Origin of the sequence: Dactylosporangium sp. NBC_01737 (assembly GCF_035963215.1) — a bacterium.
Classification (GTDB): Bacteria; Actinomycetota; Actinomycetes; order Mycobacteriales; family Micromonosporaceae; genus Dactylosporangium.
The window spans coordinates 147,011-168,281 of the sequence record NZ_CP109153.1; the positions used below are offsets into that span (position 1 = coordinate 147,011).

General features: G+C 72.7%; 20 protein-coding genes. 9 read left to right on the forward strand and 11 right to left on the reverse strand.

Annotated elements, in window-relative coordinates; all coding sequences use genetic code 11:
* The first annotated feature begins 33 nt into the window (after positions 1 to 33).
* From OHA72_RS00730 to OHA72_RS00740, 3 genes are read left to right on the forward strand one after another with little or no spacing between them, the layout of a single operon-like run.
* Positions 34 to 399 carry a YidH family protein gene (locus OHA72_RS00730; RefSeq protein ID WP_327005925.1) on the forward strand — a complete coding sequence of 122 codons (366 nt, stop codon included), beginning with the start codon at positions 34 to 36 and terminating at the stop codon, positions 397 to 399.
* Positions 396 to 698 (forward strand): DUF202 domain-containing protein, encoded by a 303-nt coding sequence (locus tag OHA72_RS00735; protein WP_327005926.1) that lies wholly within the window; start codon positions 396 to 398, stop codon positions 696 to 698. The genes OHA72_RS00730 and OHA72_RS00735 overlap by 4 nt, the downstream gene beginning before the upstream one ends.
* Positions 699 to 725: 27 nt before the next feature.
* Positions 726 to 1,085: a PLD nuclease N-terminal domain-containing protein gene (locus OHA72_RS00740; protein WP_327005927.1), complete on the forward strand. Its 360-nt coding sequence runs from the start codon at positions 726 to 728 to the stop codon at positions 1,083 to 1,085.
* Here the strand turns inward: OHA72_RS00740 and OHA72_RS00745 are convergent.
* Together OHA72_RS00745 and OHA72_RS00750 are read right to left on the reverse strand one after the other, a co-directional pair.
* Positions 1,060 to 1,989, reverse strand: a complete 930-nt coding sequence (locus OHA72_RS00745; RefSeq protein WP_327005928.1) for a diacylglycerol/lipid kinase family protein — start codon at positions 1,987 to 1,989, stop codon at positions 1,060 to 1,062. The two genes, OHA72_RS00740 and OHA72_RS00745, sit on opposite strands and share 26 nt — an antisense overlap.
* Complete coding sequence (locus OHA72_RS00750; RefSeq protein ID WP_327005929.1) at positions 1,986 to 2,801, reverse strand: DUF1206 domain-containing protein; 816 nt, start codon at positions 2,799 to 2,801, stop codon at positions 1,986 to 1,988. Before OHA72_RS00750 ends, OHA72_RS00745 begins: the two co-directional genes overlap by 4 nt.
* Before the next feature lie 36 nt (positions 2,802 to 2,837).
* On the opposite strand from OHA72_RS00750, the gene OHA72_RS00755 reads away from it, so the two are divergent.
* Genes OHA72_RS00755 through OHA72_RS00765 form a run of 3 tightly spaced genes read left to right on the forward strand, consistent with a single transcriptional unit; the run spans position 2,838 to position 6,508 of the window.
* Positions 2,838 to 4,268, forward strand: coding sequence for a phosphatase PAP2 family protein (locus OHA72_RS00755; protein WP_327005930.1), 1,431 nt, complete (start codon positions 2,838 to 2,840; stop codon positions 4,266 to 4,268).
* Entirely contained in the window at positions 4,265 to 5,776 is a 1,512-nt protein-coding gene (locus OHA72_RS00760) for a phospholipase D family protein (RefSeq protein WP_327005931.1), read from the forward strand. Before OHA72_RS00755 ends, OHA72_RS00760 begins: the two co-directional genes overlap by 4 nt.
* Before the next feature lie 51 nt (positions 5,777 to 5,827).
* Positions 5,828 to 6,508: a phosphonatase-like hydrolase gene (locus tag OHA72_RS00765; protein WP_203846363.1), complete on the forward strand. Its 681-nt coding sequence runs from the start codon at positions 5,828 to 5,830 to the stop codon at positions 6,506 to 6,508.
* A 293-nt stretch (positions 6,509 to 6,801) separates the two neighbouring features.
* Here OHA72_RS00765 and OHA72_RS00770 read toward each other — a convergent pair whose 3' ends face one another.
* From OHA72_RS00770 to OHA72_RS00790, 5 genes are all read right to left on the reverse strand, one after another.
* Positions 6,802 to 8,424 carry an acetolactate synthase gene (locus tag OHA72_RS00770; protein ID WP_327005932.1) on the reverse strand — a complete coding sequence of 541 codons (1,623 nt, stop codon included), beginning with the start codon at positions 8,422 to 8,424 and terminating at the stop codon, positions 6,802 to 6,804.
* Positions 8,425 to 8,488: 64 nt separating this feature from the next.
* Entirely contained in the window at positions 8,489 to 10,822 is a 2,334-nt protein-coding gene (locus OHA72_RS00775) for an Hsp70 family protein (protein WP_327005933.1), read from the reverse strand.
* A gap of 33 nt (positions 10,823 to 10,855) precedes the next feature.
* Positions 10,856 to 11,350, reverse strand: coding sequence for a hypothetical protein (locus OHA72_RS00780; RefSeq protein ID WP_327005934.1), 495 nt, complete (start codon positions 11,348 to 11,350; stop codon positions 10,856 to 10,858).
* A complete protein-coding gene (locus OHA72_RS00785) occupies positions 11,269 to 12,957 on the reverse strand; it encodes an Hsp70 family protein (protein ID WP_327005935.1) in 1,689 nt (562 codons plus the stop codon). Before OHA72_RS00785 ends, OHA72_RS00780 begins: the two co-directional genes overlap by 82 nt.
* Positions 12,958 to 12,974: 17 nt before the next feature.
* Positions 12,975 to 13,445 carry a DUF6232 family protein gene (locus tag OHA72_RS00790; protein ID WP_327005936.1) on the reverse strand — a complete coding sequence of 157 codons (471 nt, stop codon included), beginning with the start codon at positions 13,443 to 13,445 and terminating at the stop codon, positions 12,975 to 12,977.
* 62 nt (positions 13,446 to 13,507) lie between these two features.
* Between OHA72_RS00790 and OHA72_RS00795 the strand changes: the two genes are divergently transcribed.
* Positions 13,508 to 14,281 (forward strand): enoyl-CoA hydratase/isomerase family protein, encoded by a 774-nt coding sequence (locus OHA72_RS00795; protein WP_327005937.1) that lies wholly within the window; start codon positions 13,508 to 13,510, stop codon positions 14,279 to 14,281.
* A 790-nt stretch (positions 14,282 to 15,071) separates the two neighbouring features.
* Here OHA72_RS00795 and OHA72_RS00800 read toward each other — a convergent pair.
* From OHA72_RS00800 to OHA72_RS00810, 3 genes are read right to left on the reverse strand one after another with little or no spacing between them, the layout of a single operon-like run.
* On the reverse strand, positions 15,072 to 16,028 hold the full coding sequence (locus OHA72_RS00800) for a hypothetical protein (protein ID WP_327005938.1): 957 nt from the start codon (positions 16,026 to 16,028) through the stop codon (positions 15,072 to 15,074).
* Positions 16,016 to 17,011 (reverse strand): transporter substrate-binding domain-containing protein, encoded by a 996-nt coding sequence (locus OHA72_RS00805; protein ID WP_327005939.1) that lies wholly within the window; start codon positions 17,009 to 17,011, stop codon positions 16,016 to 16,018. The genes OHA72_RS00800 and OHA72_RS00805 overlap by 13 nt, the downstream gene beginning before the upstream one ends.
* 54 nt (positions 17,012 to 17,065) lie before the next feature.
* Complete coding sequence (locus OHA72_RS00810; RefSeq protein WP_327005940.1) at positions 17,066 to 17,896, reverse strand: ABC transporter ATP-binding protein; 831 nt, start codon at positions 17,894 to 17,896, stop codon at positions 17,066 to 17,068.
* A gap of 31 nt (positions 17,897 to 17,927) precedes the next feature.
* On the opposite strand from OHA72_RS00810, the gene OHA72_RS00815 reads away from it, so the two are divergent.
* Both OHA72_RS00815 and OHA72_RS00820 read left to right on the forward strand, forming a co-directional pair.
* Positions 17,928 to 18,956, forward strand: coding sequence for an ABC transporter ATP-binding protein (locus OHA72_RS00815; RefSeq protein ID WP_327005941.1), 1,029 nt, complete (start codon positions 17,928 to 17,930; stop codon positions 18,954 to 18,956).
* Entirely contained in the window at positions 18,953 to 19,954 is a 1,002-nt protein-coding gene (locus OHA72_RS00820; protein WP_327005942.1) for an ABC transporter permease subunit, read from the forward strand. The genes OHA72_RS00815 and OHA72_RS00820 overlap by 4 nt, the downstream gene beginning before the upstream one ends.
* An 80-nt stretch (positions 19,955 to 20,034) precedes the next feature.
* Here the strand turns inward: OHA72_RS00820 and OHA72_RS00825 are convergent, their stop codons facing one another.
* Positions 20,035 to 21,207 carry an ROK family transcriptional regulator gene (locus tag OHA72_RS00825; RefSeq protein WP_327005943.1) on the reverse strand — a complete coding sequence of 391 codons (1,173 nt, stop codon included), beginning with the start codon at positions 21,205 to 21,207 and terminating at the stop codon, positions 20,035 to 20,037.
* Positions 21,208 to 21,271 lie beyond the last annotated feature (64 nt).

Genomic DNA, 21,271 nt, shown 5'->3' on the forward strand with positions numbered 1-21,271 from the left:
CGACTGTACCTAGGGAGTCTGACAATGGTGTCGATGTGGGCAATCATCCGACGCTGGTTCGATCCGCACGAGGTGCGATCCGTCGGCAGCACGCCCGACTACCGCTTCTCGCTGGCCAACGAGCGCACCTTCCTGGCCTGGCTGCGCACCGCCCTCGCCCTGGTCGGCGGCGGGCTCGCGGTCGCGCAGTTCCTGCCCGGGCACCGGTTGCGGGTCGTGATCGCGGTGTCGCTGTTCGCGCTCGGTGGTCTGGTCGCGATCCGCTCGATCGATCACTGGGCCCGCAGCGAACGGGCGATGCGGCTGGGTGAGGCGCTGCCGCCGTCGCGCTTCCCCGGCATCCTGTCGCTCATCGTCGCGCTCGGCGCGGTCGCTCTGCTGGTGGCGACGTTCCTGTGAACCCGTCCCCCGACGCCCCGCTGGACACGCAGCTGGAGCGCACCGTGCTGTCGTGGCGGCGCACGACCGTGTCGTTCACCGCGGTGGCGCTGCTGCTGGCGAGGCTCGCCGTGCTCCAGGCGTCCCGTCCGGTCGCCCTGGCCGCGGTCGCCGCCATCGGTCTCACGTGGGCCGGCGCGATCCACCTCACCCGGATGCGGGTCCGCTCGATCACCCTCCCGGTGCGCCGTACCTTGCCGCTCATCGTCACGCTCATCCTCCTGTACTGCGTGACGGGCACCCTCCTGCTGGTGTCATAGGGCGCTTCGCTGCGTCATGATGGCGCCATGGGACGTGCACTGCCCTTTCTCATCGTGCTGGTCGCGACGCTGGTCGCGTTGATCGACTGCCTGTCCACGGACCGTGACGACGTCCGGGGGCTACCGAAGGTCGTCTGGTGTCTCGTCATCCTGCTGCTACCCGTCGTCGGCGTCATCGCCTGGTTCTTCGCGGGCCGTCCGCTCGCGACCGAGCAGCCCGCCGGGGTGCCCCCGGCGGGCGGCTCGCGCCGCAGGCAGCCCAAGCCCGTCGCACCTGACGACGACCCCGAGTTCCTGCGCGGCATCGACACGAGTCGCTCCCGCGACGACGCCGAGCTGCTACGCCGCTGGGAGGAGGACCTCAAACGGCGGGAGGAGGAGGGGTAGCCCGCGGCACGCAGAGCAGGAGGGCGGCGGGTGAGATCGTCGCCACGAGCATGCGGGCCGGCGCGACGACGTCGCCGTCGAGCTCGCGGGCCTGCTCCCGGTCGCTGTGCACCTCGACCTTCTTCGCCCGGAATGTCTCCAGCTGCCGACTGTCACCCCGGCGCATGATCACGCCCCACCCGAGCCTCACCCAGTCGGTGATGTCGCGGGGCGTCAGGATCGCCACGTCCAGCCAGCCGTCGTCGGGCTGGGCGTCCGGCAGGAGCGGGATCCCGCCCTGCAGCCGCCCCACGTTGGCGACGAGCACGGTGCGGGCGCGGCGGCGCAGCCACTTGCCGCCGTCGAGCCGGATCCGCATCGGTACCCGTTTGCGGCGCAGCGTGCGCAGGCCGGACACGACGTAGGCGGGCCAGCCGAACCGGCGCTTCATCGTGTCGGGGGTGGCGTCGAGCATCTCGGCGTCGAAGCCCATCCCGGCCATGACGGTGAACGTGCCGGGGTGCCCGCTGCTGGTGTCGGCGCCGTCCACGATGCCGACGTCGATGCGGCGCCGGTCACCGTTGATCGCCAGCTCGACGGCGGCCGGCACGTCGCGGGTGACGCCAAGGTTGGTGGCCAGCAGGTTGCCGGTGCCCGACGGCACCAGGGCCAGGGCCACGTCGGTGCCGGCGAGCACGGAGGCGACCGCCATGACGGTGCCGTCGCCGCCGCAGGTGAGCACCACGTCCACGCCGGCGTCGACGGCCTGCACGGCCATGCCGCAGCCGGGGTCCTCGGGCGTGGTGGTCAGCCAGAGCGGCTCGGGCCAGCCGGCCCCGGCGAGGAGATCGCAGATCTCCCTGCGCCGTTCGTCAAGGTCGATGACCTTGGACGGGTTGACGATGACGGCGGCGCGCTGCGTCACGTGCCGACCTTGCGGTACCGGGCCTGGAAGAAGCAGTACACGCCGAACGCCGCGACGCCGATCGCCACCGCGAGCAGCAGGAACTTGCCGTACGGCTGGGCGGCGAGGGTGTGCAGCGCGGCGTCCAGCCCGCGGGACTTGGCCGGGTCGTTGGTGACCGCGGCCTGCAGCAGCAGGACGCCGACGATGCCGAACGCGACCCCCTTGGCGATGTAGCCGACCTGCCCGGCGCGGACCGCCGTCTTGCGGGTCTTGGGCTCCGCCGCACCGAAGGTCAGCTTGCGCTCGAACTTGCGCTTCCAGCCGTACCAGAGCATCCCGACACCGAACGCGAGGACACCGAGGCCGATCAGCCCGACGAGCCACGCACCGGCCGGCTTGGCCATGATCCCGGCGGTGGCCTGCTCCTGCTGGTCGGCGCTGGACGACGGCGCGCCGGTGATGACCTTGCCGGCGGTCCAGGCCAGTGCGGCGTAGATCACGACGCGGGCGGCGGAGGCGACCCGTTCCCAGATCCGCTCCTTGCCCTGCACGTCACGGTGCCCCCAGATCGCGAGGGCGACCTGCCACAGGGCGAGCGCCACCAGGCAGATCAGCGTGAACCAGAGCAGCACCTTGCCGAACGGCTGCTCCGCGAGCTTCTGGAAGGCACCGGACTGGTCACCCTCCTGCCCTCCCTGGCCGAAGGCGATCTGCGCCGCCACCCAGGCGAGCGCGAGGTGCAGCAGCCCGTATCCGATGAACCCGACCTTGGTGAGGTTCTTGAACAGGTCGCTCTGTGTGGCGCGGTGCGCTGTATCGGCGGGGGTCATGTTCTCGTTCTCCCCAGACTGGGCATGCTGGCAAACGTGAGAACCTCCAGATCCGCCCTGTGGCGCATGGCCGGCTTCGGCGGCACGGCACTGCTGTTCAGCCTGTTGATCATCGCGGTGCGAGTGCGCTGGGTACCACTGGAGTCGATCGACCGCGGCATCGCCGAGGAGCTCAACGAGGCCGTCGCGCCGAGTGACTTCCTGGTGACGCTGATGGGTGGCATCAGCCGGCTCGGCAGCTTCGGTGTCATGGCCTGGCTCGTCGCGATCGGCACCACGCTGGTCCTGGTGCGCAAGCAGTACAAGCTCGCGGGGTTCCTGGTCGCGACCACCGTCGGCGGGCTCATCCTCGACCCCACCCTCAAACTGGCCGTCGGCCGGCTGCGTCCCGTCGTCGAGCAGCCCGTCGCCCACGGCGGCGGCAACAGCTTCCCCAGCGGCCACTCCCTCAACTCGCTCATCTGCTACACGGCGCTGCTGCTGGTGTTCCTGCCGGCGCTGCGGCCCCGCTGGCGCAGGGCGGCGGTGATCGGCGTCGGCGTGATCGTCACGCTGATCGGGTTCAGCCGGCTGGCACTGGGCGTGCACTTCCTGTCCGACGTCATCGGCGGCTGGTCCCTCGGTGTCGCCTGGCTCGGGCTGTGCGCCACCGCGTTCGAGCTGCTGCGCCACCACGAGGGCCTGCGGGTCACCGAGCCCTTGGAGGAGGGTCTGGAGCCCGAGGCCGCCGACGACCTGCGCCCCACCGAGCCGCACGAGCACCGGCCGGGCACCGCATGGGCCCTCGCCTTCGGTGCCGTCGCCTGGGTCTTCACCTTCGGCGCGCTGGTCGTGGTCGGGCTGCCGCTGGCCCGGTACCGCGACGGCAACGGCAACGTCCTGTGGGACTCCACGATCCCGCACTGGTTCGCCGGGCACCGCAGCGACGTGCTCGGGCACGTGAGCATCGTCGGCAGCGAGGTCGGCAACACCCACGCGATCCTCGCGATCGGGCTGGTCATCGGCGCGGTGTCCCTTGCCGCGATCCGCCGCTGGCGCCCGGTGATCTTCCTGCTGGCCGTCATGTTCGGCGAGCTGACCCTGTTCCTGGCCAGCGCCGCGATCGTCGACCGGGCCCGCCCCGACGTGGAGAACATGGACGGGCCGATGCCGACGTCGAGCTTCCCGTCCGGCCACGTCGCCGCCACGATCCTGATCTGGGCGACCGCCGCCGTGCTGGTCATGCCGCGGACCCGGGCCTGGTGGCGGTGGGTGCTGCCGGCCCTCGCCGTGGCGATGCCGCTGTGGGTCGCCGTCTCCCGCATGTACCGCGGCATGCACCACCCGACCGACATCCTCGGCAGCGTGCTGCTGTCGGCGCTGTGGCTGTGCGCCGTGTACTGGCTGGTCAAACCCAACCGCGACCTGGTGTCCGAGGAAGTCCCCGAACCGGTCAGCGACCTCCAGGACGCAGGTGTCCCGCGATGAAACAGGACTGGTTCCTCACGGAGGAGGAGCGGGGCAACCCGCACACCAGGATCACGGCGTGGACCGACGGCAACGCCGTACGGCCGCTGATCGACGGCAAGGAGTACTTCGCCGAGCTGTACGCCGCGATCGAGCAGATGGAACGCGGCGACCTGCTGCTGTTCACCGACTGGCGCGGCGACGCGAGCCAGCGGGTCAGCAGGAACGGCCCCACGATCGGCGACCTGCTGTGCGCCGCGGCCGAGCGCGGGGTCCGCGTCAAGGGACTCATCTGGCGGTCGCACTGGAACGCCCTGCAGTTCAGCGCGGCGGAGAACCGGCGCTTCGCCCGCAAGATCGAGGCCGCCGGCGGCGAGTGCCTGCGTGACATGCGGGTCCGCGTCGGCGGCTCGCACCACCAGAAGCTCGTCGTCCTGCGCCACCCCGGCCGCCCCGAGCTGGACCGGGCCTACGTCGGCGGGATCGACCTGTGCCACGGCCGCCGCGACACCCCCGCGCACGAGGGCGACCCGCAGCCGGTGGAGATCACCCCGAAGTACGGCCGCCGCGCGCCCTGGCACGACGTGCAGCTGGAGCTGCGCGGGCCGGTCGTCGGCCAGATCGAGGCCACGTTCCGGGAGCGCTGGGAGGACAGGTCGGCGCTGTCGCGCAACCCGCTGCACTGGTTCCAGGACACGGTCGCGGACGAGAACCTGGACCCCGACCGGCTGCCGCCGCAGCAGCCTGACCCTTCGCCGGTCGGCTCGTTGAGCGTGCAGCTGCTGCGGACGTACCCGCACCGCCACGGCGGTTACCCGTTCGCCCCGGACGGGGAGTTCAGCGTCGCGCGCGGCTACTGCAAGGCGGTCAAGCGGGCCCGGCGGCTGATCTACCTGGAGGACCAGTACCTCTGGTCGCCGAAGGTCGCCAGCTGCTTCGCCGACGCGCTGCGGGAGAACCCCGGCCTGCACCTGATCGCCGTCGTGCCGCGCCACCCCGACCGGCCGGGCAGATTCGGGAGCATGCCGCAGCTGTACGGCCGCTCCCGGGCCCTCGCCATGCTCCGCGAGGCGGGCGGCGACCGGCTGCACGTCTTCAGCCCCGAGAACGCCGCCGGCACACCCATCTACGTGCACGCGAAGGTCTGCGTCGTGGACGACACCTGGGTCACCACCGGCTCCGACAACGTGTCGCTGCGCTCCTGGACCCACGACTCGGAGCTCACCTGCGCGATCCTCGACCCCTCCGGCACCTACCCCCGGGATCTGCGCGAGCGGCTGTGCAAGGAGCACCTGGAGCTCGACGAGCTGCCCGAGGGCCCGATCGAGGAGATCTTTGACGCCTCCGCCAAGGCGCTGCAGGCGTGGCACGACAGCGGCAAGATCGGCCCCCGCCCCGCCGGGCGGCTGCTGCCGTACCACCCGCCGCGGGTACCGCGCCACACGGCGGCCTGGGCACGTGTGGTCTACAACACCATCCACGACCCGGACGGCAGGCCACGGCAGCTGCGCCGGGCGGGTGCCTTCTGAGCGTTTTGCGCCGTTCACCAACCCGCCTTGTCGGCATGGTCGGATAGGGCGATGACAGCGTGGCAGCTCGCCTGCATCGACATGGCGGGGACGACGGTGCGGGACGACGGCCTGGTCGAGCAGGCCTTCACGGTCGCCTTCGCGGGCGAGGGCGTGGCGCCCGGCACCCCGCAGCACGACCGGATGCTCGCCGTCGTGCGCAAGACCATGGGCCAGAGCCGCATCGAGGTCTTCCGGCTGCTGCTCGACGGCGACGAGCGGCGCGCCCAGGCCGCCAACGACACCTTCGAGGAGGCCTACGGCCTGCTCGTCGACGAAGGCGCGGTCCTGCCGATCCCTGGCGCCCTGGAGGCGATCAAGACCCTGCGGACCGCGGGGATCAAGGTCGCCCTGACCACCGGGTTCGCCCGCGCCACCCAGGAAGCGATCATGGACGCCCTCGGCTGGTGGGGCCAGGTCGACCTGGTCCTGTCCCCCGCCGACGCCGGCCGCGGCCGGCCCTTCCCGGACTTCATGCTGGTCGCCGCGCTGAAACTGGGCGTCGAGGACGTGCGCCGCATGGTTGTCGTCGGCGACACGCCGCTGGACCTGATCGCCGGCCAGCGCGCCGGCGCCGGCCTGCTCGTCGGCGTCCTCACCGGCGCCGGCGACCGCCAGGCCCTCCAGGCGTCCGGGGCTCACGAGGTGATCGGCTCGATCGGCTCCCTGCCCCGCCTCCTGGGCCTGGAGTAACACCCAGCACCCGCCCGCCGCCCGCCGGCCGTCGCGGCAGTCCTGCGGCGGCTCGTCCGGCCACACGCGCACGGCCTCATCGCGGCAATGCTCAATCGCCCGAACTGCCTGGCGCGTCCATCGGGCCGGATCCACTCCGTCCGTCGGGCGGATCCACTCCGGCCATTGGGCCGGATCCACTCCGTGGCCCGGCGCCGGACAGCGATCTTCGCCGCAGGACCGTGGCCGTCCTTCGATCTGTGCGACCCGAGGGCCGCGCGGACGCCCCGGTCGGCGCCGCGCGGCCCTCGTCGCTACGCGAGGTTCGACGAGCGCGGGTAGGCGTCCTCGGGGTCGGTCAGCACGTTGACCAGGTAGGGCACGCCCGAGGCGAACGCCCGGTCGAACGCGCCCGCCAGGTCGGCCGGCTTCTCCACCGTCTCGCCTGCGCCGCCGAGCGCCTTGACGACGTCGTCGTAGCGCAGGCCCGGCTGCAGGTCGGCGGCGACGTCGTAGCCGTAGATGTTGCGCATCGGGTGCTTCTCCAGCCCCCAGATGCCGTTGTTGCCGACCACGATCACGACCGGCAACTGCTGGCGGACCAGCGACTCGACGTCCATCAGCGAGAAGCCGGCGGCGCCGTCGCCCATCAGCACGCAGATCTGGCGGTCCGGATACGTCACCCGCGCCCCCATCGCGTAGCCCATGCCGGTGCCGAGGCAGCCATACGGTCCCGGGTCCAGCCAGGTGCCAGGCTGGGACGGCTCGAGGTACTTGCCGGCGTAGGAGACGAAGTCGCCGCCGTCGCCGATCGTGACGGCGTCCTCGGCAAGGACCTTGCGCAGCTCGCCGTAGACGCGGCTCGGCTTGATCGGGTCGGTGTCCGCCTCCAGAGCCTGCTGCTCCCGGACACGGCCGGCGTCCTCCGCGGCCCGCAGCGCCTCGATCCACTCCTCGTGGTCGGCGACGAGGCCGGTGTACGACGCGAACGCCGCCAGGATCGCCCGCAGGTCACCCGACGGCGCGGCGGCCGGCGTGACGTGCCCGGCCCGCTGCGACGGCGCGTCGGTGACGTGCACGACCTGGGCGCCGCCGAAGTCGCCGAAGCCGAGCCGGAAGTCCAGCGGGGTGCCGACCACGGCGATCACGTCCGCGCCGCCGAACGCCGCCTTGCGCGCCCGGGAGAACGCGAGCGCGTGCGACGGCGGCAGCGTGCCGCGGCCCATGCCATTGGCGAACACCGGCACGCGCAGCGCCTCGGCCGCCTCCCGCAGCGACGCGGTGGCGTGCCCCGCCCACACGTCGGAGCCCGCGATGATCACCGGCCGCTGCGCGGCGGCGAGCAGCTGGACGGCCCGCGCGACCTCCTCCGGGTCCGGCTCCAGATGGGGCACGACCGGCGCCGGCGCCGCCTCGACCCCGTCCGCCTGCGAGAACACCACCTCCAGGGGCAGGTCGACGAAGACCGGCCCCCGGTGCGGGGTCAGCGCGGCGAGGGCCGCGGCCTGCATCCGGGCATACACCTCGTCGGTGGCGAGGATGGTCTCCGCGTGCTTGGTGACCGCGCGGACGATCGGCAGGTGATCCATCTCCTGCAGGCTGCCCGAACCCCAGCGGAACTGCGGTGCCCGACCGCCGATCACGACCACCGGCGCGCCGTTGAACGAGGCGCTGGTCAGCCCCGACACGCCGTTGGTGACGCCGGGGCCGGCGGTCAGCACGGCCAGCCCGGGACGGCGCTGCAGCTTGGCGACGGCCTCAGCGGCGAACACCGCGGACTGCTCGTGCCGCACGTCGACGATCCGCACACCCGTCTTGTGGGCGGCGTCATACAGCGGGAAGACGTGGGCGCCGGAGAGCGTGAACAGCTCCTCGACCCCGAAGCCCCGCAGCGCCGCGAGCGCCAGGTCCCCACCGTGCCCGTCGATCTGCGTCATGCACCCTCCTCGATCAGCTCCGACCGACGCGAATGTTACTCACTTTCACCGGGCCGCGGAGCGTTCATCGCCCATCCGGGTCGAACAACGTGTCGGCCGGCGGCGGCCAGTGACCGGCGGTGAAGTAGAAGGAGACGTAGCCGGCGACGACCGGGGTCGCGATCAGCAGCACGAGCACCAGCAGCGTGAGCATCGCCCGGGCGAACGGCCCCCGCCTCCTGGTCCCGCCATCCGCCCGCCGCTCGTCACCGCGCTGCGCGGGATGCACCGGCGACGGCCGCTGCTGCTGATACGCAGGACGCTGCTGGCCGCCGCCCTGGCGAACCGGGCTGCCGTATTCGTCGTAGCGGGTCGCCGGCTCGGTCTGCGGCCCGGGACTCACCGGCACCCTGCCACCGGACACGAAGATCTGCCCCGCCGCCCGGTTCGGCGGCGCGGACACCGGCGGCGACGAGGCCGGCGGCCCCGACATGGGCTGGTTGGAACCGGCCGGCGGGCCCGACATCGGCTGGTTGTAGCTCGCCGGCGGGCCGGACATGGGCTGGTTGTAGTTGGCCGGCGGCGCCGACGCAGGCTGGTTGTAGCTCGCCGGTGGCCCTGACATCGGCTGGTTGTAGTTCGCCGGCGGGGCCGAGGCCGGCTGGTTGTAGTTGGCGGGCGGCACGGAGACCTGCGGGCCGTAGTTCACCGGCTGGCCTGAGGTCGGCACGCCGTAACCACCATGCGGGGAGGTGGCCTGGCTGCCGGCATAGTTCCCGGGCGGCGCCGACGCCGGATAGGTCGAATAGCCACCGCCGGGCGGCGACGAGACCGGCGGCGCCGACATCGGCACGCCTGACATCGGCGCGGCACTCGCGGCGGACTCCGTGGCGAACGTGCCCGCCTCGGGCCACAGCGGCGCGTCCGCTCCCGACTGCCCGCCCCCGGGCTGCCCCGCGCCGGGCTGCGCACCAGGCTGGGCCGCGCCGGACTGTCCCTGACCGGGCTGACCTCCGCCGGCCGGCCCCACGCCGAACTGCCCGGCACCGGCCTGGCCTCCACCGGGCTGCGCCGCACCGAACTGCCCGGCACCGGGCTGACCCCCGCCGGGCTGCGCCGCACCGAACTGGCCCGCGCTCCCCGCCGGGCTGCCTCCGGGCGCGCCGAACTGGCCCGCTCCGGCCGCTGCCCCGAACTGCCCGGCGCCGGCCGCCGCGCCGAACTGCCCGGCGCCTGGCTGCGGGGCGCCGGAGGTCGGGGACTGTGGCCGCCAGTCGAAGCCCGGCACCCGCGGGATCACGCCCGTCGCCGGACCCGGCGCGGGCTCCGCCGTCACCGGGATCTCCGTCGAGCCGGTCAGCATGCTGCCCTCGGCGACCACCAGCTCCGGCTGCTCGATCACCACGGGTGCCGTGCCCAGCGCGCGGTGCAGCAGCGTGCCGACCAGCGGCATCCGGCTGGAGCCGCCGACCAGGAACACGCCCGCGATGCTGCCCTCGCTCAGCTGCGCCCACCGCATGACGCCCTGCGTGACGCGAACCGTCTGCTCCAGCAGCGGCTGCGCGAGCCGCTCCAGCTCGTCGCGGGTGAGGTGCACGTCGATGTTGAGCAGCGGCACGGTCAGGTCGGACGCCGGCTGGCGGGACAGGCGCTCCTTCGCCACCCGCGCGTCGTCGAACAGCAGCCGCCGGGCCCGCCGGTCCTCGATCGTCTGCGGGCTCATCAGCCGCTGCCACTCCTGCGGCGCCTGCGGCTCGCAGATCGCGCCGATGTGCGCCACGATCGCGTTGTCGAGGTCGATGCCGCCGATGTCGTCGCGGCCGTCGACCGCCAGGACCTCGAAGCCGCCCTGGGTGCGGGCGACCACGCTGGCGTCGAAGGTGCCGGCGCCGAAGTCGTGCACGACCACGACCGAGCCGACCGGCACGTCCTTGCCGAGCACCTGCGTGAAGTAGGCGGCGGCCGCGACTGGCTCCGGGACGAGACGCACCCTGCCCAGGCCGGCGGCGGCCGCGGCGTCGGCGATCGCGAGCCGCCGGGTCGCGCCCCACGACGCCGGGAACGTCACCGTCACCTCGGACGCCACGTCGCCGACGGTGCGGGTCCACTCGTCGCGGACCCGCCGCAGGACGGTGGCGACGAGGTCGTTGACCGGGATCTCACGATCACCGAGCAGCACCGTGCCGTCGTCGATGCGCCGCTTCGGGTTGGGCTCGAAGCGGGCAGGCTCCAGCCGGGCGCTGTGCACCGCGTCCCGGCCGACGATGACGGTGCCGCCGGGCTCGGCATAGACGGCGGAGGGCAGCAGCGGCGAGCCGTCGAACAGCAGCGCGCGGGACCGTCCGTCCGGCCACCGCACCACGGCGACGGTGTTGGAGGTGCCGAAGTCGACACCGAGCCGGATCCCTGGCGTTGGCATGCCTCGAAGTCTAGGCGGCGGGTACGACGGTTCTCACGCCTCGGCGGGTCCGGTCGCGTTACTGACTGACGGGGGCGCCGACGGCGGGCGCAGCGGCCGGATCCAGGCCCGTGCGCTGGGCAGCAGGAGCAGCAGCGCCGCACCCGCGTACACCGCGCTGAGACCCAGCCAGGCGGGCTCGCCGAAGCCCCGCGCCAGGTACACCCCGCCGGCGGCGACGAGCACGCACAGCGCCATCGGATACCACGCGTGACCGTTGCTGCCGCGGCGCAGCCGCCGGGCGGCGTGGGTGAACAGCACGGCGAGGCCGAGGCTGATCAGGGTGGAGTAGAGCACCACCTCCCACGCCGGCTCCGTCAGCCTGTTGCTGGAGTCCGGCATCCTGCTCACGATCAGCACGAGGGTAAGCAGCGCGGTCAGGATGTACATGAGCACCCCGTACAGCTTCAGGAAGCCCGCGGGCCAGCGGATCGCCCCCGGCGCGAGCCGGCGCTGCGGCGGCGGCACGAGCGGCACGTATTGCGGCACGTAGACCACCGCGGGCGGCGGCGGCTGGTAGTAGACCGCGCGTGGGGGCGGATACGGCCGTTGCGGCGGCGGCATCCGGTGTACGGGCGGCGCCGGGCTGAACGGCACAGGGCTGAACGGCACGGCTCCCGGTGACACCGGCGCCCGCGCCCCGGAGACCGGTGCCACCCCGGCCGGCCCGGCGGCGGGCGACACCGGCGGCATGGCCGGCGACCCCGGCGGCGCGGCCGGTGACCCAGGCGGCGCGGCACCGAACGGCGCTGGCGACCCGAACGGCGCCGGCGACCCGGGCGGCGCGACCGGCGACCCCGGCAGCGCGACCGGCGACCCAGGTGGCGCCGGCTGACCGGACACGGGGTCGGGACGCACCGGTGCCACGCCCCGGAGACCGGCTCGGCGGACACCGGAACCACGGCGCCCCCGGTGACGACGGCCCGGCCACCCGGCGGCACAGCACCCCGCCCGCCGGCCGGCGACGCGCCGGGCCGGGCGCTGCCTCGTACACCACCCGGAGGCTGACGGGACGCGGGCACGACCGCGCCCGACGGCTTGTCGACCCGCGCGCCGACCAGGACACTGCCCTCGGCGACCACCATCTCCGGCTGCTCGATCGTCACCGGCGGCCGGCCGAACGCGCGGTGCAGCTCGGTCGCGACGAGCGGGATCTGGCTCGCCCCACCGACCAGGAAGATCCCGGCAACCTGCTCGGTCGTGACCCGCGACAGCCGGACGGTCTCGGTCAGCACCCGCACCGAACGCTCCACGAGCGGGCGGGCCGCCGCGTCGAACTCCTCCCGCGTGAGCTGCACGTCCACGTCCAGCAGCGGGATCAGCACCGTGACCGAGGAGGCGCGGGAGAGCCGCTCCTTGGCCTCGCGGACCTCGTCGCGCAGCATCCGCGCGGCCCTCGCCTCCTCGATCGTCGAGGGGGTGATCAGCCGCTGCCACCGCTCCGGCGGCAGCGTCCGGCCGATCATCGCCAGGACCACCTCGTCGAAGTCGAGGCCGCCGAGGTCGTCACGGCCGTCGACGGCGAGGACCTCGAAGCCCTCCGGGGTCCGGGCCACGACGCTGCCGTCGAAGGTGCCGGCGCCCAGGTCATACACCACGACGGCGGAACCGACGGGCACCAGGTGGCGCAGGACCCGCACGAAGTAGGTCGCCGCCGCCACCGGCTCCGGCACCAGGGTCGCGTCGGGCAGGTCGGCGCCCCGCACCGCCGCCGCGAGAGCCTTGCGCCGGGTCGAGGCCCAGTTGGCCGGGTGGGTGACGGTGACCGTGGCCGGCGGTCCCCCGGCGGTGCGGGTGAACTCGGCGCGGACCCGCTGGAACACCGCGACGAGCAGGTCGTGGACCGGCACCTCCCGCTCGCCCAGCAGCACGTGCCCGTCGTCGATGCGGCGCTTCGGGTTGGGCTCGAAACTGGCCGGGGCGCGGCGGGCGCTGTGCACGGCGTCGCGGCCGACGACGAGCTCGCCGTCCTCCCAGAACGTCGCGGACGGCAGCAGCGGCGAGCCGTCGAAGAGCAGGGGGCGGGCACGGCCGTCGGGCCATCGGGCCACGGCGACGGTGTGCGACGTGCCGAAGTCCACGCCCAGGGCCACCATGCCCGAAATCCTAAGGGTTAGGCAGACTGCTCGACGGCCCGCTGCAGTGCACGATAGATCTGCCCGAATTTCGGCGAGTCGGTGGTCGAGTAGATCATCGAGTCACCGGTCCGGGTCCGCACCCAGATCTCGTGCACGCCCTTGCCGTGGTCGTGCGCCCGGTCGAGCAGATCGAGCAGCCCTTCGACGCTGAACGCGACGATCCCGCCGATCACGATGATGCCGAGAATCCCGCCCGCGATGTACATCGTGGAGTCCGGCCCGTTGAAGTCGATCCGGCGCGCGGCGGTGCCGGCGGCGATGAGCAGACCGATGATCAGCGCAACGGCGCCGCCCCGCGTGACGAGCATGTACGCGCCGTGGACGAGCCTGCCGGTGCGCTGATGCCAGATGTACGTGAGCGTCGCCAGCGGATACCAAGCGTCATCGACGCGCACACCCTCGGAGCTGATGTGCACCTTGTGGTCGCGGTAGTACGTGGTCGCCATGGCACATCAGACGGTACGCCGGAATACGCTGCGGGCAACGACAACGACGTTGAGGAGACACTGTGGGCGACAGCAGGCTGGTCCGGCTGAAGATCGAAGATGGTATCGGCACGATCCGGCTGGACCGTCCGCCGGTCAACGCGCTGAACATCCAGATCCAGGAGGAGCTGCGTGAGGCGGCGGGCGCCGCGACGGCGGACCCGGACGTGCGCGCGGTCATCCTGTACGGAGGAGACAAGGTCTTCGCCGCCGGCGCCGACATCAAGGAGATGGCCGGCATGGGCTACTCCCAGATGGCCTCCCGGGCCACGGCACTCACCGGCGCGTTCGACGCCGTGGCCCGCATCCCGAAGCCGGTCGTCGCGGCGATCAACGGGTACGCGCTCGGCGGCGGCTGCGAGCTCGCACTGACCGCCGACTGGCGCGTCGCGGCCGAGGACGCGACCCTGGGCCAGCCGGAGATCACTCTCGGCATCATTCCTGGGGCGGGCGGCACACAGCGGCTGGCACGGCTCGTCGGACCGGCCCGCGCCAAGGACCTGATCATGTCGGGGCGGTTCGTGAAGGCGGCCGAGGCGCTGTCCATCGGCCTGGTCGACAAGGTCGTGCCGGCCGGGGAGGTGTACGCGGCGGCGAAGGCTCTGGTCGAGCCCTATGTCCGCGGACCGGCGCACGCGTTGCGGGCCGCCAAGCTTGCCGTGGACGGCGGCTTGGACATGGACCTGGCATCTGGCCTAGCTTGGGAGAGCCAGCTGTTCGCGGCGCTGTTCGCCACCGAGGACAAGACCGAGGGCATGAACGCGTTCGTGGAAAAACGCAAGCCCAACTTCGCCTGACTACACAGCGCAATGTGGTCGAAGATCCATTAGGTCGCGTGCGGTACCGTGCAGAAGAAGCTGCCGCGCGCACCGGGCTTGGCCGTTGTGCGGCGGGCTGCCGTAGGCATTGACCGGGTTGCTGGCGGGGCGATCGCTTGTCGGCCTGATGCGGGGTTCGGCTTGACGCCCGATCCGGACTGGGTCAGGCCTGGTGCCGGGCCCGGGCCGATGGGTCTCGGCCTGACGCCCGGTCCGACCCCGCCTTGGCCAACCCGACGCCCGGCCCGGCGCCCGGCCTGGCGCTTGGCCGCGACGCCCGGCGCTGCCCGACGCCTCACCCGGCCGACGCCCGCCCTGTCTGAACCGTGGCCCTGGTTTCCGAGGGCCTGGACCTGACGCATGCCCGGCCTGGGCTAGGACTGGGCCGGGCCGCGTGAGTCGGACTAGGGCGGCCGGGGCCGGGCCGGGGCCGGGCGTGGCCAGGGCGGGGCGCGCCGGCGGGGCAGACCGGCCGACCGGGCCGACCGGGCCGACCAGGCCGACCAGGCCGACCGGCCGGCGGGCTGGGCCGATCCGGCAAGGCCGACCGGGCAGAGCTGGTCTGGGCCCGCCCAGCCTGGCGCCCGAGCATCCTGGTCCGGACTGCGCAGGGAGGCGAACCGCCCCTGCCTGTCAACCGCGCACCTCGACACGCCCACAACCCCGACGACGCACCCCGAACCCGAGCCAGCGCCCTGCCTCGCCGCGCGGCCCTCGGCAAACCCGAACCAGCGGCGGCCCTCGCAGCGCGGCCCACGAGAAACCCGAACTAGCGGCGGCCCTCGCAGCGCGGGTCCACGGGAGCCGGGCGGCGGGTCGGCGCGATCCACGTCAATGCGGTCTGCTCGACCGACCAGCCGTGCGCCGCGACCCGGCTGCCAGGCGGCCGGTCCCCCGCGTCGCAGAGCACCTTCGCCTGGACCCGCTCATTCAGCACGAACTGGACGCTGCCGCCGGTGTCCAGCAGCGTCGTCATGCGGTCATCGACGGTGATCACGGAGCCGACGAGGACGCCGTCGTCGGTGTCGATTGCGACCGTTGGCAGGATCGGGGCGCGCAGGAAGACGACGCCGACGAGGAACGGGGCTGTGAACGCGGCCACCACGGCCGGCCAGTGCGTCACGGGGCGGGCTGCCCACGCCGGCACCGGGCCCGTGAGCAGCGGTGTCACCAGCGGCGGCAGGGCCAGCAGGACGAACGTGACCGGCTCGTGCTGCCGCAGGGCCTCGACGATCGCGGGGCCGAGGAAGGCGTACAGCAGCACGGCCGCGACGAACGGCAGCACCACCCCCGTCGCGGCGGCGGCTGCGCCGGTGTTGGCGCCGCGCTGGCGCACGACCAGGCCCAGGATCGACAGCGCGACCATGATCAGCGTGGGTAGGAAGCGCAGCTGCCAGGTCAGGGCGCCGATCACCAGGGCGACGACGACCACCCAGTCGGGGATGCGTCTGGCGGCCGCGGCCAGCCGTGACGTGGCGGCCGCGGCGGGGTCGCTGAGCTCCAGCAGCGCGCCCAGGACGCGGGTCAGCAGCAGCGTCGCCGGGAACACCCACAGCAGCGCGATCACCAGCGTGCTGAGCAGGCCCAGGGGGCTGACGTACTGCACGAACAGCAGCATCGTCTGCACGTTCTGCCGGCTCAGATACCACAGCCGCAGCACCAGCAGGACGATCGGGAACGTGGGCAGCAGCGGCAGCAGCCACTGCCGGTCGCCTACTTCTCCCACGGCCACTGGCGCACGTCCACCTTCGGCACCTCGGGCTGGTGGTCGATCGCCACCTGCTGGCTGGGGCTGAACCGCTGCTCGCTGCGCAGATAATTGTCGTACGCCTGCTCCCACCGCCGGTCGGTCGCGTCGTGGGCGGAGCGGTACAGGTACAGATTCACCAGCGTCTGCAGGGCCTCGTTGTCGCCGCAGTTGACGCCCCACCGCTCATCGCCGGTGAGCCCGACGTCGTGGTGCACGAGCGTCTGGCCGGCGTCCTGCGCGACGAACCCGGCGAGGATCGCGGCATCGGTGGTGACGGCGTCGAACTCGCCGCTCCTGAGCCCGGCGACGCAGGCGCTGATCTCGTTCTTGCCGGAGAGGGTCACGCCGGCGTCCTTGGCGACCACGCTGGACGTGGATGTGGCAAGGGTGCAGACCCGCTCACCGCGCAGGTCCTCGAGGCTGCTGACCGGCTTGTGCGCCTTGCCGGTGACCACCGACTGCTGGGTGCTCAGATACGGCCCGGCGAAACGCACCCCGGGCTGCTCCGAGCGCTCCTTGGTGATGCTGAAGCTGGCCACGACGAGATCGACGGTGACGAACCTGCCATCGGTGCCGCGGGCCTGCATGCGGGCCCGGTCCTCGGTCTCGATCGACAGGAACCGCACCTGGTCGGGGCGGAACCCGAGGTCGCCGGCGATGAGATACGCGATGTCGATGTCGAACCCGGCGTACTCGCCGGTCGCCTTGTCCCGCAGGCTCACGCCAGGGGTGTCGTCCTTGACGCCGATGAGCAGCTCGCCGCGCCCGGCGATGGCGCGCCGGCGCAGGTCGGCCTCGGAGGGCGGACCGACGTCGATGACCACGACCACCGCGACGACGACGACCGCGACCAGCACGACGACCCAGGCGACCAGGCGCGCGACCCGGGTGCGGCGGACCGGCGCAGGCTCGGGATCGCCCGGCGGGTCGGCGGGCGGGTCGTCTCCTGGATCGGCCACCGTCCACCCCCCGCTCGAATACATCGAACGGTACCGCTGCGGTACGACAGTTTTCTAGACCGCCTGCGCGTGGTAGCGACCGTCCACGATCGACAGTCGCAGGGGCAGTCCGAACGTCTTGGAGAGGTTCTCCGCGGTCACGGTGTCCCGCAGCAGGCCCTGCGCCACGATGCCGCCGTCGCGCATCAGCAGTGCGTGCGTGAACTCCGGCGGGATCTCCTCGACGTGGTGCGTGACGAGCACGATCGCCGGCGAGTCGGGGTCGGCGGCGAGCTCCGACAGCCGCCGCACGAGGTCCTCGCGGGCGCCGAGGTCCAGCCCGGCGGTCGGCTCGTCGAGCAGCAGCAGCTCGGGGTCGACCATCAGGGACCGGGCGATCTGGACCCGCTTGCGCTCCCCTTCGGACAGCGTGCCGTAGAGCCGGTCGGCGAGCGCGCCGACGCCGAACTGCTCCAGCAGCGCCTGCGCCCGGGACTCGTCCATGCGGTCGTACCGCTCGGTGAAGCGCCCCACGACCGCCCATGAGGCGGTGACGACGACGTCACGGACCGTCTCGTCGCCCGGCAGCTGCAGCCCCGCGGAGGAGAACCCGAGCCGGGTCTTGAGCTCGTTGATGTTGGTGCGGCCGAGCTTCTCCCCCAGCACGGTCACCGTGCCGCGGGTCGGATACAGCCGGGCACCGGCGAGGTTGAGCAGCGTGGTCTTGCCCGCGCCGTTGGGGCCGAGCACGACCCAGCGCTCATCGAGCTCGACCTGCCAGCTCACCGATCGGATCAGGTCGGACCGGTTGCGGGTCACCGTCGCTTTGTCCACCGCGATGACAAGGTCATCAGACACGGGCCAATCCAACCACGTCGCCGTCCCGGTACTGGCCCTGCCCCCCATCCGCCGGACAAAAGCCGTATCGTGCGCGGGGATGAGTGCCGTACTGGAAATCGCCGGTCTGGTGAAGACCTACCAGACACTGTTCGGCAAGCCACGGGTCGCGCTGGACCGCCTCGACATGGAGGTCCACCAGGGGCAGATCCACGGCTTCCTCGGGCCCAACGGGTCGGGCAAGAGCACGACGCTCAAGACGCTGCTCGGGCTCCTGCGGGCGGACTCGGGCCACATGCGCATCCTCGGCCAGCCGGTCCCGAGGGCGTTGCCGCAGGTGGTGTCGAGGGTCGGCGCGATCGTCGAGGCGCCGGCGTTCTTCGGCAACTTCACCGGGCACAAGACGCTCCTGCTGCTGGCCAAGGCCGGCGGGGTGCCGAAGCAGCGGGTCGACGTCGTGCTGGACCAGGTCGGCCTCACCAACCGCGCCGAGGATTTCGTCAGGACCTACTCCATGGGCATGAAGCAGCGGCTCGCGGTGGCCTCGGCCCTGCTGAAGGACCCCGAGCTGCTGATCCTCGACGAGCCGAGCAACGGGCTGGACCCGGCCGGCATCCGCGAGATGCGCGACCTGCTGCGCGAGCAGGCCGACCGCGGCTCGACCGTGGTCATCTCCAGCCACATCCTGGCCGAGATCCAGCAGATCTGTGACTCGGTCACGATCATCTCCCGGGGCCGCCGGGTCGCCGCCGGACCGGTGTCGGAGGTCCTGGCCGCCAACGACCGCGGCACCTACCGGGTCCGCGTCGACGACCTGCCCCGGGCCGCGCAGATCCTCTCCGACGCCGGTGCGCAGATCAGCGTCTCCGGCGACCAGATCGTCGTGCACGACCTCGCCGACCCCGCCTGGGTGTCGCGCGCGCTGGGCCTGCACGACCTGTGGGTCCGGGAGCTCGCACCGGTCGCGCAGCTGGAGGACGCGTTCCTCACGCTGACCGGCGGCGGTCCCCGGCGCGGGCAGTTCCGCCCGGTCGACAACTCCGACTGGCCCGGCCACGACGCACCCCAGCAGCCCGGCCCGCCGTTCGAGGTCACCGGCCAGATCATCGAGAACGGACGGCAGGCATGACGCCGCTGCTGCGGGCCGAGTGGTCCCGCCTGTTCAGCCGCCGGGTCACGCTGGTGACCCTCGTGCTCATCGCGACGCTGCTCGCGTTCCTGACGTTCGGTTTCACGCTCACCCGCAGCAGCCCGACCGCCGACGAGATCAGCACCGCCGGCAAGCGCGCCGAGGCCGCCGCGGTCATCTACGACCGCAACGTCGCGCTGTGCGAGGCGGTGCAGAGCGGCACGGAGACCGCGCCGCCGGGTGTGAACTTCCCCCGCGGCTGCGACTACGGCGCCCGCCCCACGGCCGACTCGATGCTCGACTTCGGCTTCTCGTTCGCCCGCCAGTGGCCGGCGCTGTTCACGACGGCGGCGATCGTGCTGACGGTGGCCGGCTTCGTGCTCGGTGCGTCGTTCGTGGGCGTGGAGTGGAGCTCCGGCGGCATGCTCAACCTGCTGCTCTGGGCGCCCCGCCGGGGCACGGTCCTGGCCGGCAAACTGATCGCCGCATGCGCTGGGGTCGCACTGGTGTCGGTGGTGTACCTCACTGCCTGGACCGGCGCGTTCGTGGCCGTCGACGCGGTCAACGACACGGTCAGCGTGATGGGGTTCGCCGACTGGATGTCGTTGCTGATCACCGCGGTCCGCGTGGCCCTGCTGGCGATGGCCGGCACGGCGCTGGGCTTCGCAATCGCCTCGATGGGCCGGCACACCTCGACGGCGCTGGGCGTCGGGATCGCCTACCTGCTGGTCTACGAGCTGGGCGCCATCATCCTGTTCCAGGTGATCGGCGGCGTCGACTACTCGGCGAAGTACCGGCTGTCCAGCTGGGTCTCGGCGTGGCTGAACAAGTCGCACACGTTCGAGAGCACCTCCGCGTCCTGCACCGACACGGGCTGTACGCCTGCCGAGACCGTGTTGTCCGGCAGCTGGCAGCAGGCGGGGCTGGTCCTGGCGCTGGTGGTGGCGGTCCTGCTGGCCGGCGCGTTCACCTCGATGCGCCGCCGCGACACGAACTGAGGCCGTCGGGGCCCGGCGCCGACCGGGCCCGGCGGCACGTCACGACCGGCGGCGCCGCACGACCGGCCGGCGGGTACACCTCACGCGGTGTCGCCGAACACCTCTTCGCGCACGGCGTCGAGGCCGGTCAGGATGGCGCCGTTGAGGACGGGCTCGCTGGACACCTCGGTGGCGACGACCCGCGGGGAGACCACGGCGATCGCGGCGACCTCGTGCTGCACCCGCTGCGCGAGGTCCGCGCCGCCGGCCTGGCCGATCTCGCCGGCGAGGACGACCAGCTCCGGGTCGAGCACCAGTCCGACCGACGCCACACCGAGTGAGATCCGGCGGGCCAGTTCGTCGAGGAAGGGGCTGCCGGCCGTACCGGCAGCAATGGCTGCCCTGATCGCCTCTCCCGCGCCCGCGGCCTTGAACCCGTGGGTCTTCGCGACCGCCTTCACCGCCGCGGCGTCGGTGAGCATCCGGAAGCCGCTCTTCGCCCGGCGCGACGCGTCGCGGCTGACCTGCGTGCCGGCCACCGGCAGGTAGCCGATCTCTCCGGCCGCGCCGACGCTGCCGCGGTGCAGCCGCCCGCCGAGCACGACGGCGGTGCCGACGCCACGGTCGAGCCAGACCAGCACGAAGTCCTTCGCGCCGATCGCGGCGCCGCTGTGCTGCTCGGCGATGGCCGCGAGGTTCACGTCGTTCTCGAACGCGACGGGCCGGCCGAGGTCCTCGCGCAGGGCCGTGAGCAGCCCCCGGTGCCAGCGCGGCAGGTCCCAGGCGAACGTGATCTCGCCGCTCTTCGGGTCGACCAGGCCGGGCGTGCCGAGCACGATCCGGCGGATGCGGTCGATCGGCGCACCGGCCTCGCCGGCGGCCTCGACGACGGCGGCGTGCACGACCTTGACCGGGTCGTCGCCCTCGCCGATCGACACGTCCGTGCGCCCGACGATCCTGCCGGTGATGTCGGCCACGCCGGCCACGACGTGCTGCGGGCCGGCCTCGACGCCGACGACGTACGCGGTCGCGGGGACCACGGCGTACATCTGTGCGTTGGGTCCGCGGCCGCCGGCCTGCTCGCCGACGCGGGCCACAAGCCCTCGCTCCTCGAGGCGTTCGACCAGCTGGGACGCGGTGACCTTGGACAGCCCGGTCAGCTCGCCGAGCTGCGCGCGGGTCAGCGGACCCTTGCTGAGCAGCAGTTCGAGGGCGGCGCGGTCGTTGAGCGCGCGCAGCAACCTAGGGGTGCCGGGAAGACGAGCAGAACTCATGGTGATGAACACCCCTAGTATTTAAGAAACTTTCCTATTAGATTGCCTCGGGCAACCTATACCG